This window comes from Pyxidicoccus caerfyrddinensis (assembly GCF_010894405.1).
Classification (GTDB): Bacteria; Myxococcota; Myxococcia; order Myxococcales; family Myxococcaceae; genus Myxococcus; species Myxococcus caerfyrddinensis.
The window spans coordinates 85,923-100,946 of record NZ_JAAIYA010000004.1 but is presented as its reverse complement, the minus strand read 5'-3'; the positions used below and the strand labels follow the sequence as shown (position 1 = coordinate 100,946).

Below are 15,024 nucleotides of genomic sequence, written 5' to 3'. Positions count from 1 at the left end.
TCATGAAGACGTTCGTTCTGGTTCTCGCCGCCTCGATGTCGCTCGCCTTCTTCGCCACCGCCTGCGGAGATGATGAATGCACCGCCGAGGAGTCCTCTGCGTGCACGAACAAGCACACCCTGTGCGTCGCCGCGTGCGGCACCGGCGAGGAGCCGGGCTACGGGGCCTGCGTCCAGAGCTGCACTGCGAAGCTCTGCGACTGCCACGAGGCCTGCGGCACCAACTGCGACGCGGACATCGACTAGTCCCCCGCAGGACACATCCCCCACAGTCAGAGAAACGAGCATCCATGTTCAAGCAAGCAGCAGTCCTCGCGGTGACCGGTGTCGCATTGCTGGTTGGCTGCGGCGGTATGGACCCGCAGATGGAGAACGAGGAGATCATCTCCAACCTCATCGAGGCCGGCTATCCGGCCAAGGACATCCACGTCATCAACGAGGCCGTGTTCGTGAGCGGCGACGCGTATGTGACGCTCCAGGCGTCCCGCGAGATGATTCAGGCTCCCGCGGGGAGCGCCGAGCATTACCGCTCGACCAACCTCGTCGGCCCTCAGGTGACGAAGATCTGCATCGACCCCTCGACCGCGTTCAACAGCTACTCCAATATGAGCCAGGGACTCGACCTGGCCATCGGAAACTACAACGCGCTCGGTCTGCGATTCACCTTCGCGCGCGGTCCGACGACCGGCTGCTCCGCGACCATCGCCGCGGGGATCTCCATCATCCGACCCGACGAAAACTGGGCGGAATTCCCTTCGTACGGCCTGCCCGGCGGGTCCATCAACATGATCCCCGCGCTGAACGACCAACCCCTCGACATCAACGAGCACATCATCACTCACGAGCTCGGCCACACCCTCGGCCTGCGCCACACGGACTACTATGATCGCAGCATCAGCTGCGAGCCGCGTTACAGCGGCGTCGAAGGGGCCGAGGACGTGGGCGTCATCCACATTCCGGGAACACCGACCACCGCTGTCTGGAACGGGTCCGTCATGAACGCCTGCCCCCACATCGACAATACCGGCGAGTTCACCAGTGCGGACATCAACGCGCTGAACATCCTCTATGGCCAGAGCGCGACCCAGAGCTGCCCGGACGTCAACGTCGCGGCCTACCAAGGGCAGACGGGGGCGCAGATTCGCTGCACCTGCTCCTCGGGGGGCGGAGGCTCGGTCTGGGGAACGAACCTCTACACCGATGACTCGAACATCTGCACCGCCGCGGTGCACGCGGGGGTGATGACCACCAGCGGCGGGGCGGTGGTCCTCGAGGTCCAGCCGGCCCAGAGCATCTTCATCGGAACCACCCGCAACGGCGTCACCACGAGCTCCTACGGCGCCTGGCCGGGGAGCTTCCGCTTCATCGGTGCGCAGGTGCCGCAGCCGCCGCCGCTCTGCTCCAGTTTCAACATCATGTCCTACCGCGGGCAGAACGGGTCGAGCATCCGGTGCAGCTGCCCGGCGGGGAGCTCCGGAGGGGCTGTGTGGGGGACGGACCTCTATACCGACGACTCGAATGTCTGCGCGGCGGCAGTGCATGCGGGGGTGATTCCCGTCACGGGCGGGCAGTTGTCCGTCACCATCCAGCCGGGACAGGGCAGCTATACCGGCTCCACCCGCAACGGCGTCACCACGTATTCCTACGGTTACTGGGCGGGGAGCTTCTCCATCAGCCCGTAGTCGCCACGGCGGCATCTGGCAGACAGGGCGCGGGGCGGTCGTGGAAGCGCCACCGCGTCCTCGTCGCGGACATGACCCTCCGGGGGCAGCAGCTCCCGGGGGGCCCTCGACTATCGCGCTCTCACGAAGTGCTCGCGTGCCTCTTCATGACGAGCTGCCCACATCGAGAGCGCCTTGACGGCGAACCGGACGCAGGGCGATATCAGCAGACCAGCGAGGTTCGATCGTGGCGACAAAGCTTGGATGGTTTGCTGTACGGACAGACGCAGATCTCATCCCCGTCTTGCAGAAGGTGCGATCGCGAGCCGCGACGGGCGACGTTCCAGAAGGGTTTCGAGTCGCGCGGTGCGTGGCGGCTGAAAAACCGGGTGCGCTCGGAACACTCAAGGGACTCTTCAAGAAGGCTCCACCCGTACCCGTGTTTACGAGCGCGGTGATGCTTGGCTGGGAGTTTCACGCGGTGTCCTCCTGGGCTCAGGCGGTTTCCCAGGAACTGAAGTGCGTGGCCGTGTCGTTCTTCGTGTTCGATGGGACCTGGAACTACTCGATCTTTGACTCCGGAGAAGAACTCGCGGCGATGGCCGTCTACTCGCTGCCCGAGCCCACCCTCTACGGTGACGTCGAGCGGGCCGCTTCGCTGTTCGGAGTCGAACCCGACCTGTTCCGACGTTATGAGACTGCGTTCAAGTCGGCAGTCATCGAGGACGGCGAAGGGGACGACGGTGAAGGGCCACCCCCTTTCCCGGGCGACAAGTATTCACCAGACGACGAGTGGGCTCACATCGACTTCGCGCGACGCCTGGGCGGCATCAGCTATCCAGATCCCGGCGAAGGGACCGAGTTTCGCTGGGACGAGGCAACGGCACCCGTCAACAACACTTCTTGGATGGGTTTGCCAGCGCGGCTTCCGATGCCAGCGGGGCCACCGCGGCCACGTGGCAAGGAGATCGACTTCGACAACTTCCCGTCGGGGGACGATCCCTTCTGATGTCTCAACCGTGTCTCAACCTCACTCGTCGCTGCCGACCTGGCGCAGGGACCTGAACGCCGCGCGGAGCTCGGAGGCGAACAGGTCCGGCACTTCCCAGGCCGCGAAGTGGCCGCCCTTGTCGACCCGGTTGTAGTAGATGAGCTTGTGATAGGCCCGCTCGGTCCAGCTTCGGGGCGCCTGATAGATTTCGCCGGGAAAGACCGTCACGGCAGTCCGCGATGGATGATCTTCGCGACCTCCGCAGGACGAAAGACCGCAGCGGCGTGCGACGTGCCCTTCCATGCCTGATGCCTGGGTGCGTTCACGCGCCCGCATCCGGCTGGACGGAGTCATGGAAGGAGGGACGCCAGGATGCTGGCGACGAGCTCGGCGTCAGTGCTGACGCTACGGATGGGGTTCGGCGCGGCCATCACGAAGTAGCGTCAGTGTTGCATGGGCGCGGTGGCTTCAGCCCCGAGCGCGGTCCGCCTCCCGGCCTGGTCCACTTCGCCGAAGACGCGCCGGAGGGTCTCCGTCGCCAGGCGGATGGCGGCACGGGGCGCCGGTGTGTCCGTGATGGGGTTCAGCATCACGAAGTCATGCATGGTCCCGAGGAACCGCGTGGCCTCCACCCTGACGCCGGCTTCCGCGAGCTTGTGGGCGTACGCCTCGCCCTCGTCTCGCAGCACGTCGTGCTCGCCCACGATGACGAGCGCCGGGGGCAGCCCCTTCAGTTCCTCCAGCGAGGCACGGAGCGGGGAGGCATGGGGCCGTGCCCGCTCCTCCACATTGGGGAGGTAGTTGTCCCAGAACCACCTCATGCCATCACGGGCGAGGAAGTAGCCGGTCGCGAACTCCTGGTAGGTGCCGGTGTCGAAGTTGGCATCGGTCACCGGGTAGAAGAGCACCTGGGAGGCGATGCGCGGCCCGCCGCGCTCCTTCGCCAGGAGGGCCACCACGGCGGCCATGTTGCCGCCCACGCTGTCACCCAGGATGGCCAGGCGCGAGGGGTCCATGCCGAGGGATTCGCCGTTCTCGGCGATCCACTTCGTGGCCGCATAGGCCTGCTCGATCTGCACCGGGAACTGGGCGTCCGGGGCGGGCGTGTAGTCGACGAACACCACGGCCGCCTGGGCGCCGTTCGCGAGCTCCCGCACCAGCCGGTCATGGGTGTCCTTGCCGCCCAGGACCCAGCCGCCGCCGTGGAAGTGCATGATGACGGGCAGGACATCCGTCTGGCCCTTTGGCCGCACGATGCGAATCGAGATGTCCTGGTTACCGGGGCCGCCGGGAATCATGCGGTCCTCGATGTCGGCGGGCAGCTTCTCGACGTCCTTACCTGCTTGGAGGTCCGAGAGCACCTTGCGTGCATCCACGGGGGACAGCTCGTAGATGGGCTTGCCTCCTTGCGCGTTGACCTGCTCGAGGAAGCGCCGCGTCCCGGGCTCGAGGTTGGGGGAAAGCTTGGGGCTCATCCCGGTTCTCCGGTGAAGTGTGCCCCAAACCTTCGGCCCTCCTACGGGTGCCGCAAGCCCGGGACGGACACACGGGCTGGCCCTCGGACTCGCGGCTCCATGCGCCTGCTCGCGCGCTACGCCCAGGCCTTGCGAACGTACAGAGCCGAACTTGAACTCGGACCATCGCGACCTTCGACATCGACGGCGGCCAGCAGCTCGTCGAGGGGTGAGCCGCCCGGACCTACGTTTAGAGCGGCGACTCCGGGGCCCCGTACATCGACTCAATCAACGCCGCGTGCTTCCGAACGACCGCGTGGCGCTTGACCTTCAGCGACGCCGTGAGTTCGCCACCATCCACCGTGAACGGACCGGGCGACACACGAAACGTCTTGATGCGCTCGAAGGACGCCAGGTTCGAATTCGTCTCCGCGACCAGGGTCTGCAGGACGTTGTTGATTCGCGGGTGCGCCGGATCCGCCGGAATACCCTCGCGTCGAGCCACCTCGGCGAGTATCTCTGCGTCGAGCGCAAACAAGGCCGTACAGTAATTCCGCCCCTCACCGATCACGACCGCCTCCTGGACGAGCGGGTGTCGCTTGAGCTGTGCCTCGATCTTCAGCGGCGCCACGTATTTCCCACCACTCGTCTTGAGCAGTTCCTTCTTCCGCCCGGTAATCCGAACGAACCCCTCCGAATCAATGGAGCCAAGATCTCCCGTCCGGAACCATCCGTCGTCATCGAAGGCTTCAGCCGTTGCATCCGGGCGGTTCAAGTAACCCCGGGAGATATTCGGCCCGCGAGCAAGGAGCTCACGATCGGGCCCCACTTTGAGCTCGCATCGCTTGAACGGTCTTCCAACGGTCCCCGGACGCACGTTCTCTTTGCGATTGACGGTCAAGCCAGGGCACGTTTCCGTCAGTCCGTAGGCTTCCAGAACGGTCAGACCCAAGGAGAGAAAGAACATCTGGACATCCACGCGAAGCGCAGCGGCTCCCGAGAGAAGCACGGAAGCGTTGTCCAAGCCCAGCCGTGCGCGCAGCTTCGCCAACACGAGGCGGTCCGCCAACCCACGCTGCGCCTCCAGCCACACCGGCAGCGAATTGCCGGCAGCGCGACGGGACGCGACTTGACGACCCACGCCCAGGGCCCATTCCAGAACCCATCGTCGCAACCCTTGCTCGCTCTCGATGGCGCTCGTGACCTTCGCCATCATCTTCTCGAAGACACGCGGAGCCGCCGGGAAGAACCCCGGGCGCGCAGCGACAAGATCCGCTGCCAGCGTGGGCACCGACGACATGACCAGAGGCGCGCCGAAGAACGGACCCGCGAACTCCACCATTCGTCCGAAGGAGTGCGCAGCGGGTAGGAAAAGAAACAAGCCGTGCCTGAGCGCGTTGTCATCCAACAGTCCCGCGTCGGCGACGTCTTCGAGCATCGCCAACATGTTGTCGTGGGTTTGAATCACCGCTTTCGGTGCTCCGGTGGTTCCCGAGGTATAGGTGAAGGTCGCGACGTGCTCGCGTCGAATCAGCGACGCTCTTCGACGCATCTCATCCTCCAACGCTGCTTGTCGGGCGCGACCCCGGGCCTCGAGGCTCTCCAGGCTTTCCCAATCGTCCGCGGGAGCAAGACCGGCCGGATGGATGACCACCACCTTCGCTCGGGCACCGAGCTCGGCCGGCGAGTAACGCCTTTCGAAGAACGTGAAGCCCTTTCGAAAGGCTCGCACTTTGTCGAGTTGACTCCCGTCGTCCACGACGATGAGCTGCGCCGCGGTGTCCACGTGCATGTAGCCCACCTCTTCCGGCAGGAGGCTCGCGTAGACGGGGACCGTCTTGAGACCGATGCTCAGGGCAGCGAAGTCGACGAGACACGATTCCATCGTGGTGTTGCCGACGATGGTGATGCACGCGCCATCGTCCACTGGACCGGCGCTCAACACCCCCGACGCGATGGCTTCGATGCGCGGGAGCAACTCCGACCAGGGGACGTCGACATAGGCATCGTCTCGTCGCACACGGAATGCGACGCGACGCGGCGACGCGCGTGCCCGGTCGAGAATCATCTGGGAAAGGGACGGGTGTTCATCGGCCATGAGGCCTCCTCTGTTCGAACGAAGCGTCATCGGTACGGGCTGGGTCAGGGGGCAGGGGAGCGGCAGGGTTCAACGCATCAAGCTACGTGCGGCGCCACGTCCACGCTTGTATGATTCTGCAGATGCAGAGCCACTTGTTGCTGGGCGGAGGAAGAGCGCTGTACGTCGGTCGCTTCCACGAGTTGCCCAGGCATCGGTTTGCCGCCAACGCCGTTCTCGTGGGTCTCGATGATGCGTTCGACCTCGTCGACGGCGACGGCCACGTCGAACACCACGAAGCCGCCTTCGTGCGTGGGTGGCAGTGGCATGCGCTCGACTTTCATGGCGGACGAGCCGCAGTGCTGTTCCTGGAGCCTGGCGCAGGACTCAGCCGTCGGGTCGACGCAGGCGCGTTGCGCGCAGCAGTCGAAACCGCCCTGGCTGCGCGAAAGGCCGAACCCTGGACCGAGCTCTTCCAGAACGCTCTGAATCTAGGGCCCTGTCCGCTGACGGTCGACGCACGCATCGCTCGCGTCGCTGCGTTTCTTTCCACACCCGACGACGAACCCTCCGATGCGGTGATGCTGGCGCAACGGGTGGGGGCCTCCACTTCCCTCGTCGAACACCGATTCAGAGAACAGGTCGGTGTCCCGGTGGGCGCATTTCGCGCCTGGCACCGGATGCAAGCGGCCACCGCGCTCGCACTCAGCGGCCGAAGCCTCACCGAAGTTGCGCACGCCGCGGGCTTCTACGATTCGGCCCATTTCTCCCGACTGTTTCGCGGGATGTTCGGCTTGCCGCCCTCGAAGGTCTTCACCCATGGCCTCACGGGCGCCGTCTTCGAAGCACGAGGCTCCGAGGCGAGTCGAGCGAGGGCGGCGGCTGGACCACCGTGCGCAACGGCCACGCTCCGCCGCGGGCGGCCGTCGCCGTCCAGCTCGCGGGCTGGCTGAAGGTGGTCTCGGCCCACCAGCCGCCCTCGGTCGACTGGAAGGACGGGAAACCCGTCGGGCCGCCGAACCGGACTACTTCTCGCGGGTGAGCGAGTTGTTCGTGCCGCGCGTCTCCTGCTTCGGCTCGCCCCGCTTCCACGTCACCTTGTTGCCCACGCCCATGACGGTGATGGCCTTGGCGGTCTCCACCTTCACCTTGTTGTTGTTGCCGGACACCACCACGTCGCCGCATTCGCCCGACAGCTGGAAGTCATGGCTGGTGCCGGCGATGTCCACTCCCTGCCCGGCATTGCAGCTGACGGCCTCCTTCCGCATGGCGCCGCTGATCTGCAGCCGGCCTTCCGCGTTCGTCTGGACCGAGGTCGCGTCCGGTCCCAGCTGGGGGGCCATGGCCTTCGCCGCCGCGTCCTGGGCCGCCGTGCCGCCGTCCTTGCCCGCCTTGTTGCTGCCCTGGGCCCCCGCCACCAGCGGGCTTCCCAGCAGGCACGCCACCAACCCCGACAGCACCAGCGAACGGCTGTTCTTCGACATGGGTGTCTCCTCAGGCTCAGGACCGCGGATGGGCGAGGTGTGCCGCGCTCCACCCGGACGGAACATCCGGTTCCCGTCGCATGTATTCACCCGCCCTGGCTACCCGACCGTTGGGGGAGGGGCCAGCCGGGCCTTCGCTGCCGTGGCTCGAGAAACCAACAGTGACTACGGCAGGAGGCGCCTTCGGAAGAACGCCAGGACCTCGTCTCTCGCGGTGGCGGTGGGCTCGCCCTCCCTGTCGACGAGGTGGACGGTCAGGACGCTGTGTGGCGTTGGGATGAAGCGGAAGAAGTCGTCGGGGCGTTGGGACTTCGGCCCCGCGGCGCTGTCAGGTAGCACGCGCGCGTGGAAGCGCTCGCCGAGCGCTCGCTGGTAGGTGGCGAAGCGTTCCGCCCGGCAGAAGGCATCGCCTTCGAAGCGATAGGCGAGGACGGTCAGGTCTTCGTCCACCAGTCGTTGCCGCACGCGCTCGAGCTCCTCGGCCGTGATGTCCACCCCCGCGGGCTCATTCAGCGGCAGTGACGGCTGCGCCAGCACCGGCGCCAGCACCGCCTTCTCCAGCATCATCGACAGCGCGAAGTTGCCGGTGAAGCACATGCCAATCGCTCCCACGCCCGGGCCGCCGCATTCCGCGTGCGCGTGCGCGGCGAGCGCCCGCAGCCACGTCGCGATGGGGCTCGACTCGTTCGCGGCGAACGCCCGGAACTCCTTGCTGATGCACGCGCGCTCGAAGATGGCTTTTCCCTCCTTCGCGGTGGGCACGGAGCCATCGCGGCCGAAGAGGCTCGGCATCCACGCGGTGAGACCGGCGGCACGCACCCAGCGGGCGAAGCGCGCGACGCGCGGGCTGATTCCAGGCATCTCCGCCATCACGATGACCGCGGGACCGGTTCCGGCCGTGTAGACCTTCCGTGTCTCGCCCAGCAGCGTGACATCGCGGTGCTGAAAGTCCTCGAGTGGGTCGTCTACTTCGAGATTGCGCATGCTCGTGTCCGCTCGGGCCGTCGGGTCCGCCCGGCTCCCTTCTATCCGCACGAGACCATCGGCCCGCCCATGGGCGCCAGTGTCGGAAAAGACTTTATTCAGGCAGATTCGGACACCATGGCCTTCACCCTCATCGTCATGGAAGGCGCCTTCGCGACGGGCGTCACGGCGACGCTCGACATGCTCCGGGCAGCGCGCGCGCTGGGGGCGGAGTCGCTGCGTTTCGAGGTCTGCTCGGTCGACGGCGGCCAGGTCCGGCTCTCCGCGGGCCTGGGCCTCGAGACGTCGCGCCTGCGCGCGCGGGCCCACGATGACCGGACGACCTGGGTCATCCCGGGCCTCGGCACGACCCACGCCGCCGCCGTGCGCGCGCGGCTCGCGCGGCCCGATGCCCTGAAGCTCTCGAAGGCGATTGCCCGTCATGTCTCGCGCGGAGGGCGCGTCGCCGCCTCGTGCACGGCCGTCTTCCTGTTGCAGCAGGCGGGCGTCCTGGCTCACCGCCGGGCCACCACCACCTGGTGGCTCGCGGGTCTGCTCGCCGAGATGGAGCGGCAATGCGCCGTTGATGCGGATGTGATGGTCTGCGCGGATGGGCCCGTCGTCACGGCCGGGGCGGCCTTCGCGCAGACCGACCTCATGCTGCACCTCCTCCGGGAGCATTGCGGCGCGCGGCTGGTGGACCTCCTCGCGCGCACCTTGCTGCTCGATGGCAGGCAGGCGCAGGCGAAGTTCGTCGCGCCGGAGTTGCTCGCGAACGGAGACGCGTTGATTGCGCGCATCACGTCGGAGCTCGAGGCCCGTTTCCCGAATCCCCCGAGTGTCTCCGAGCTCGCCTCGAAGCTCGGCATGACGGAGCGGACCTTGTCGCGCCACGTGCAGCGCGCGACGGGCCGGAGCACCCTCGCGCTCGTCCACAGCGTCAAGGTGCGGCGCGCCCAGGCGCTGCTCCAGGCGACCCACCTGAGCGTCGACGACGTCGCCGCGGAGGTGGGCTACCAGGACGCGGGCACCCTCCGGCGTTTGTTGAAGAAGCTCGGCGGGGGCTCTCCCCGGGCGCTTCGCTCGGCTCGGTGAAGCACGCCGGCTCCGACGCCGGCCACCGGGCCTGGGCGTAGTCGTCCATGGCCTGGACCCAGCGCCGTGGCGTCCGCCGCTCCTATCGATGTGGCGAATTGCAGCACGCTGGCAGGGGCCCGGTCCTTCTCGTGCGCGGTCAGTGGATCTGGATGTTGCCGCCGCTGAGGCCCCCATTCGCCGTCTGCAGGACGCCGTCGATCCAGAGCTTGAACACGTCCCCGGTGAACGGCTCGCCGTTGTCCTCCACGTAGGCGGTGAAGGCGCGTCCATCCCGGCCCACTCCCGCGAACCAGCCCTGCCGCTTGTCGGCGGAGACGCCCAGCGCCGTCAGCTCGTGGGCGTGGAACGAAGTGGTGTCGTTCTGGAACTGCAGCTCGCCTCGAGCCGGGCCGCCCTCCATGCGCGCTACGTTGAAGCCTCCACGCGCCCTGCTCGAGAAGCCCAGGTCGCCTCCGGTGATGCGTCCGTTGGACTCGGTGACGGTGAGCGTGCAGTGGGCCTCGGCCGCGGTGTAGTGCGAGTCACCCGCGAAGGAGACGGTGAACGAATAGCTGCCGGGCATCAGGCTGCCAGGGCTCCGCACGCTGGCCAGGCCCGAGGCGTCCGTGGTGGCGGAGCCGAGAACCGTGGAGCCTCCGAGGCGGAAGCCCAGGCTCCGACCACCGGGCAGTCCACCCGCCAGCCCATCCACGAAGCTCGCGCCCAGGGCCGCCGGGAAGCCGAACACCGCCGTCGTGTCCGAGCAGGTGACGGCGCCCGGCCGCTGCTGGATGCTCACGGTGGTCATGGCGGTGTTGGAGCCGCCGTCCTTGTCCGTCACGCGTAGCCGTGCCGGGTAGGTGCCCGGCGCCGCGTAGGTGTGGGCCGTGGTGAGGCCCGCCGCCATCGTGTCATCTCCCAGCGTCCAGAGCGGGGTGAAGCCCGCCTCGGTGTCCACCGGGCTCGGGTCCGTGGCCGTGCCCACGAGGTTGACGGGGGTGCCCCAGTACGCCGGCGAGTCATTGGACGCCGTCACCGTGGGGGCCACGTTCAGGATGGCCGCCTGCGCCGTGAAGGTGCTCGCGCCGCCATCGTCGTCGGTCAGGGTGACGGTCAGCCTGTAGGTGCCGCTGTCGGCATAGACGTGGGGGGCGTTGAAGGTGTTGGGAGCGCCGGGGTTCGGGAGGAACTGCACGGGGGCGGAGCCATCGCCGAAGTCCACGGTGAAGGTCACCGTGTCCGCGCCCTGCTCGTAGAACTGTCCACGGCCTGTGAACAGGAAGCCCTCGGTGATGTCGCTGTCGCTGAGGAAGGCCACCATCGTCGGCGCGACGTTGCGGACGTGAACGGGCACGGTGACGGTACCGGTTCCACCGTCATCGTCAGTGACGGTGATGGTCACCTGGTAGGTGCCGTCATCCGCGTAGAGGTGGAACGGGATGAAGTTCCGGAGCCAATTGAGGGGGCGGCGCTCCACGGGCGAGCCATCGCCGTAGTCGATCATCGCCACCAGGGTGTCCGAGAAGCTCGGATCGGTAATGAGGGCGCTCATGGAGAGATAGGCGCCCTCATCGGCCGTGCCTCCCGTCGCGGTCACCACGGGCGCCACGTTGACGACCCCTACCTGCGTGCTGCCGATGCCGACTCCCCCACCGTCGAAGACGTAGACAGTCACGGTGTAGGTGCCGCTTTCGCCGTAGATGTGGCTCAGCGAGAACGACCTGCCGTCCAGGGGCAGTTGCTCCCACTCGTAGTTGCCATCGCCGTAGTCCACATACGCCATCCAGCCGAACTCGTCCCCCGGGTCGGTGAAGGAGCCCGAGGCGGTGAACGTCGAGCCCTCGTTCAGCGGCCCACTGCCTGTCACCGTCACGGTGGGGACCACGTTCAGGACGGTGGCATACACGACGCTCCAGCCCTCCGCGCCGTCACTGTCCCGGACAATGATCTCCACCGGGTACATGCCGCTGCTGGCATAGGCGTGCTCCAGGGCGAAGGACTTGCCGTTCAGCGCCAGCGGTTGCCAGCCCGAGCCGTCGCCGTAGTCCACCCTCGCCGTCCAGGTGTCGGCGCCCGGGTCGGTGAAAGAGCCCGAGGAGCTGAACGTGGAGCCCTCGTCCACGCTGCCGCCCGTGGCGCTCACCGTGGGCGGCACGTTGTAGATGGACACCCGGCTCGTGGCGGTGCCCACGCCACCATTATCGTCCATGACGGTGAGCGTCACCGTGAACGTGCCATTGTTCGCGAACTCATGGCCCAGCGTGAGGTACTGGCCGGTGAGCTGCAGCGGCTGGGGACCCGTGCCGTCGCCGAAGTCCACCGTGGCCGTCAATGAGTCCTGTGAGCCCGGATCGCTGACGTAGCCCCAGAGCGACAGGCTGGAGCCCTCGGGGAAGACGTAATAGGGCTCTTCCAGGTACACCTGGGGCGCCACGTTGTTGACCACCACCGTGGCCGTGGCCCGGCCCTCGGCCCCCAGGCCATCCCTGACGGTGACCGTCAGGAGGTACGTGCCGCTGTCCGCGTAGGTGTGGCCGAAATAGAAGCGGTTGTCATAGTAGGGCAAGGGGATGCCCTGCACACCGGTGCCATCGCCGTAGTCCACCGTGATGGTGCAGTTGGCCCAGCAGTCGTCCAGGTCGCTGACGCTCCCGAAGGAAAAGAAGAAGGAGCCCTCGTCGATGGTGCCTCCCTCGACGCTGACGACAGGCGCCAGGTTGCGGACCACCACGGGAATCGTCACCTCGTGCTGGCCGCCATCCCCATCCCAGACCCAGAGCCTGAGTGAGTAGGTGCCAGGCCAATAATAGACATGCTGGAAGGTATGCTCCTGGCTCGAAGTCCACACCCCGTCGGAGTAGCCATCCCCATAGTCCACGGAGAGCGTCCAGGAATCCGCGCCCGGGTCGGTGAAGGTGATGGGCACGACGGCGGCCTGGCCCTCGTCCAGGGTGATGCCAGGCGGATAGGCGGTGATGACCGGTGCGACGTTGAGCACGTGCACCGCCACGTAGACAGTGTCCTCGCCACCGTCGTCGTCCGTGACGGAGATCCGCACGTAGTAGGAGTCAGACCACCAGTCGTCGCGGTCGTCGGGGTACCGGTGGCTCAGGGTGAAGGTGCCATTGTCCAGAACGAGCGGATGGGGGCCGGTGCCGTCGTCGTAGTCCACCGTGGCGGTCCAGGAATCCGCGCCAGGGTCCGTGATGGAGCCAGCGGCGGTGAACACCTGCCCCTCGTCGAGCTGCGCACTCCCCGGGGCAATCACCTGGGGCGCCTCGTTGTAGACGTACACGGTCACCGAGTCACTGTCAGAGGCGCCCAGGCTGTCGGTCACCGTGAGCTGGAAGGTGTAGACCCCGTCATCGGTGGCCATGAAGGACGGGGTGGGCGAGTCAGCGGATGACAGCGTCACCGCCGGGCCCGTGGCGCTCACCAGGGACCAGCTGTAGGTGAGCGGGTTGCCATCCGGGTCGTAGCCGCTGCCGCTCAGCGTCACCGTCTGCCCTTCGAAGCCCCCCTGGTCGGAGCCCGCGTAGGCTTGGGGCGGCCAGTTGGAACGATTCTGGACGGTGATGGTGACGGAACACCCCGCCTGCTGGCCCGTCGAGTCGGTGACCGTGAAGCGCATCGGGTACGTGGCGCCCACGTCCCATGAGCTGGGCGTCCAGAAGAAGGTGGTGCTGATGCCGCTGTATCCCCTCAGGGGGAGGGACGGCAGCAGGAACGCGCCCCAGGGGACGTTGATGGCGTTGAGCGTCAGGAGGTCCCACGTATCCGCATCCTGGGCGCCGAGGGAGAACTCGACCCGCTCCCCCGGCATGACGGTGTAGTCGGTCTGCGACGGCGGCAGGCAGGTGGGGGCCGTGCCGGTATCGCCGGTGGACTTCAGCAGGAAGTCCACCGCGCTCGAGCCGATGCGCGCGCCGTCGCGGTGCTCCTCGATGATGACCTGGACCACCCACTGCTGCCCTCCCACGGTCCCCACCGTGTTCCAGCTCACCACGCCCGTGCTGCTCACGCTCAGCCCCGGAGGGGGATTGACGATGAAGCTCTCGCTGTCGGTGGCCAGACGGAAGGTGAGCTCATCCCCGTCGGCGTCCGTGGCGGGAATCTGGAAGGCGAAGTCCGGCATGTTGGCCGGCGCTTCGATGACGGGCGGCAGGCTGCTCACCGGAGCGCTATTGGCGGGGGTGAAGCCCACCTGGGTCTGCACGCGGTAGCTGGGGCTCCAGGGGCCGGCCAGGTTGTCGAGGCCCTCGATGCGGCAGCAGCCGCTGATGCTGGCCGTGAAGGGACCGTCCCAGCCATAGGTATGGGTGATGGGGCCGGGGGGCGGAATGGCCACCCGCCGGAACTGGACGAACTGCTGGCCGGTGCCCGCGCCGAAGGCCGACGCGGCAACGTAATAGGTGCCCGCGTCCAGGGTGATGGAGATGCGGGAGGCGAGCCCGCCGCCACTGTCATCGTCGGAGGCCAGGTGGACGCCATTCGCGTCGAACAGGTAGAGGTACGAGTCCCGCAGCCCCTGCAGGACGGTACGCACCTCGATGCGGGTCCGCTCGGTGAGGGTGAAGCGGACGTAGTCCCTCTCATAGGGGACGCTGATGTTGCTGGAGTAGTCGTCTCCGAGCTGCAGGGAGTCGGTGGTGTCGATGCCGTTGTTGGGCTCGCTCTCCGTCACCGTGACGCCGGTGCCTGGCAGGACCTGTGGCTCGCTAGGGGCGAAGGCCCGGGCAGTCACCCAGCCTTCCTCCGCGTCGTAGTCGGTGACCTCGTACGTCAGCGCGTAGGTGCAGGTGCCGTCCCCGAAGCACAGGCTGGTGGAGCCGGCGTACTCCTGAAAGGTGTCTCCGGTGACGACCAGGCCGTCCGGCCCGCTGCCCCAGTAGACCCGGCGGAACGCATTGACGACCGAGAACTCCGCCGTCCGCGGCCCCACCGTGCGCCACGTCAGGTGGCCATAGCGGAAGACCGGCTCGTAGTAGAGCGTCTGGGCGACCTCGTCGCCGCTGCTGTCATACAGCCTGGCCTGCTTGTTCCCTGAATGGGCGTCAGGGATGGAGGTGCTCTGCACCTTGCCCAGCGTGTCCGCGGTCAGGGACTCCGAGGTGCTCGTCCCGTCCGGCTGGGTGATGACCAGCGCATACGTCTCCCCGCAGTTCAGGCCCTGGCCTTCGAGCTGCACCGCCGGCCGGGGCGCCTCGTCCGAGGGCGCCACGACGAGCCGGGGCTCCAGTGCGCTGTCGCATGCGCTCTGCGAGCCCGACAATGTCTTGGACCGGGTAGAAGCCTTGAGGACTTTGGGGGGTTGGGGT

At 67.1% G+C, this 15,024-nt stretch carries 11 protein-coding genes; 5 read left to right on the top strand and 6 right to left on the bottom strand.

Annotated features, from left to right (window positions below; translation table 11 throughout):
- The first annotated feature begins 2 nt into the window (after nt 1–2).
- The 3 genes from G4D86_RS10815 (at nt 3) to G4D86_RS10805 (ending at nt 2,669) form a co-directional block, all read left to right on the top strand.
- The gene (locus G4D86_RS10815; protein ID WP_163992399.1) at nt 3–245 is read left to right on the top strand and encodes a hypothetical protein; all 243 of its coding nucleotides are present in this window, start codon (nt 3–5) and stop codon (nt 243–245) included.
- Between the two features lie 44 nt (nt 246–289).
- Nucleotides 290–1,681, top strand: a complete 1,392-nt coding sequence (locus tag G4D86_RS54135) for a M57 family metalloprotease (RefSeq protein ID WP_163992397.1) — start codon at nt 290–292, stop codon at nt 1,679–1,681.
- A 349-nt stretch (nt 1,682–2,030) separates the two neighbouring features.
- On the top strand, nt 2,031–2,669 hold the full coding sequence (locus G4D86_RS10805) for a hypothetical protein (protein ID WP_163992395.1): 639 nt from the start codon (nt 2,031–2,033) through the stop codon (nt 2,667–2,669).
- A gap of 21 nt (nt 2,670–2,690) precedes the next feature.
- On the opposite strand, the gene G4D86_RS10800 is transcribed toward G4D86_RS10805, so the two are convergent.
- The 3 genes from G4D86_RS10800 to G4D86_RS10790 all read right to left on the bottom strand — a co-directional run bounded on the left by G4D86_RS10800 (nt 2,691) and on the right by G4D86_RS10790 (nt 6,203).
- Nucleotides 2,691–2,879, bottom strand: a complete 189-nt coding sequence (locus tag G4D86_RS10800; RefSeq protein ID WP_205519534.1) for a hypothetical protein — start codon at nt 2,877–2,879, stop codon at nt 2,691–2,693.
- A 215-nt stretch (nt 2,880–3,094) separates the two neighbouring features.
- Complete coding sequence (locus G4D86_RS10795) at nt 3,095–4,126, bottom strand: alpha/beta hydrolase (RefSeq protein ID WP_163992393.1); 1,032 nt, start codon at nt 4,124–4,126, stop codon at nt 3,095–3,097.
- Nucleotides 4,127–4,355: 229 nt separating this feature from the next.
- Nucleotides 4,356–6,203, bottom strand: coding sequence for an AMP-dependent synthetase/ligase (locus tag G4D86_RS10790; protein ID WP_163992392.1), 1,848 nt, complete (start codon nt 6,201–6,203; stop codon nt 4,356–4,358).
- A 110-nt stretch (nt 6,204–6,313) separates the two neighbouring features.
- Between G4D86_RS10790 and G4D86_RS10785 the strand changes: the two genes are divergently transcribed.
- Entirely contained in the window at nt 6,314–7,135 is an 822-nt protein-coding gene (locus tag G4D86_RS10785) for an AraC family transcriptional regulator (protein WP_163992390.1), read from the top strand.
- A 72-nt stretch (nt 7,136–7,207) separates the two neighbouring features.
- On the opposite strand, the gene G4D86_RS10780 is transcribed toward G4D86_RS10785, so the two are convergent.
- On the bottom strand, nt 7,208–7,666 hold the full coding sequence (locus tag G4D86_RS10780; RefSeq protein ID WP_163992387.1) for a DUF3060 domain-containing protein: 459 nt from the start codon (nt 7,664–7,666) through the stop codon (nt 7,208–7,210).
- A 165-nt stretch (nt 7,667–7,831) separates the two neighbouring features.
- On the bottom strand, nt 7,832–8,650 hold the full coding sequence (locus tag G4D86_RS10775) for a dienelactone hydrolase family protein (RefSeq protein ID WP_163992385.1): 819 nt from the start codon (nt 8,648–8,650) through the stop codon (nt 7,832–7,834).
- 69 nt (nt 8,651–8,719) lie between these two features.
- Between G4D86_RS10775 and G4D86_RS10770 the strand changes: the two genes are divergently transcribed.
- Nucleotides 8,720–9,724: a GlxA family transcriptional regulator gene (locus G4D86_RS10770; protein ID WP_240360179.1), complete on the top strand. Its 1,005-nt coding sequence runs from the start codon at nt 8,720–8,722 to the stop codon at nt 9,722–9,724.
- A gap of 139 nt (nt 9,725–9,863) precedes the next feature.
- On the opposite strand, the gene G4D86_RS10765 is transcribed toward G4D86_RS10770, so the two are convergent.
- A complete protein-coding gene (locus G4D86_RS10765; RefSeq protein ID WP_163992383.1) occupies nt 9,864–14,927 on the bottom strand; it encodes a PKD domain-containing protein in 5,064 nt (1,687 codons plus the stop codon).
- Between the last annotated feature and the right edge of the window lie 97 nt (nt 14,928–15,024).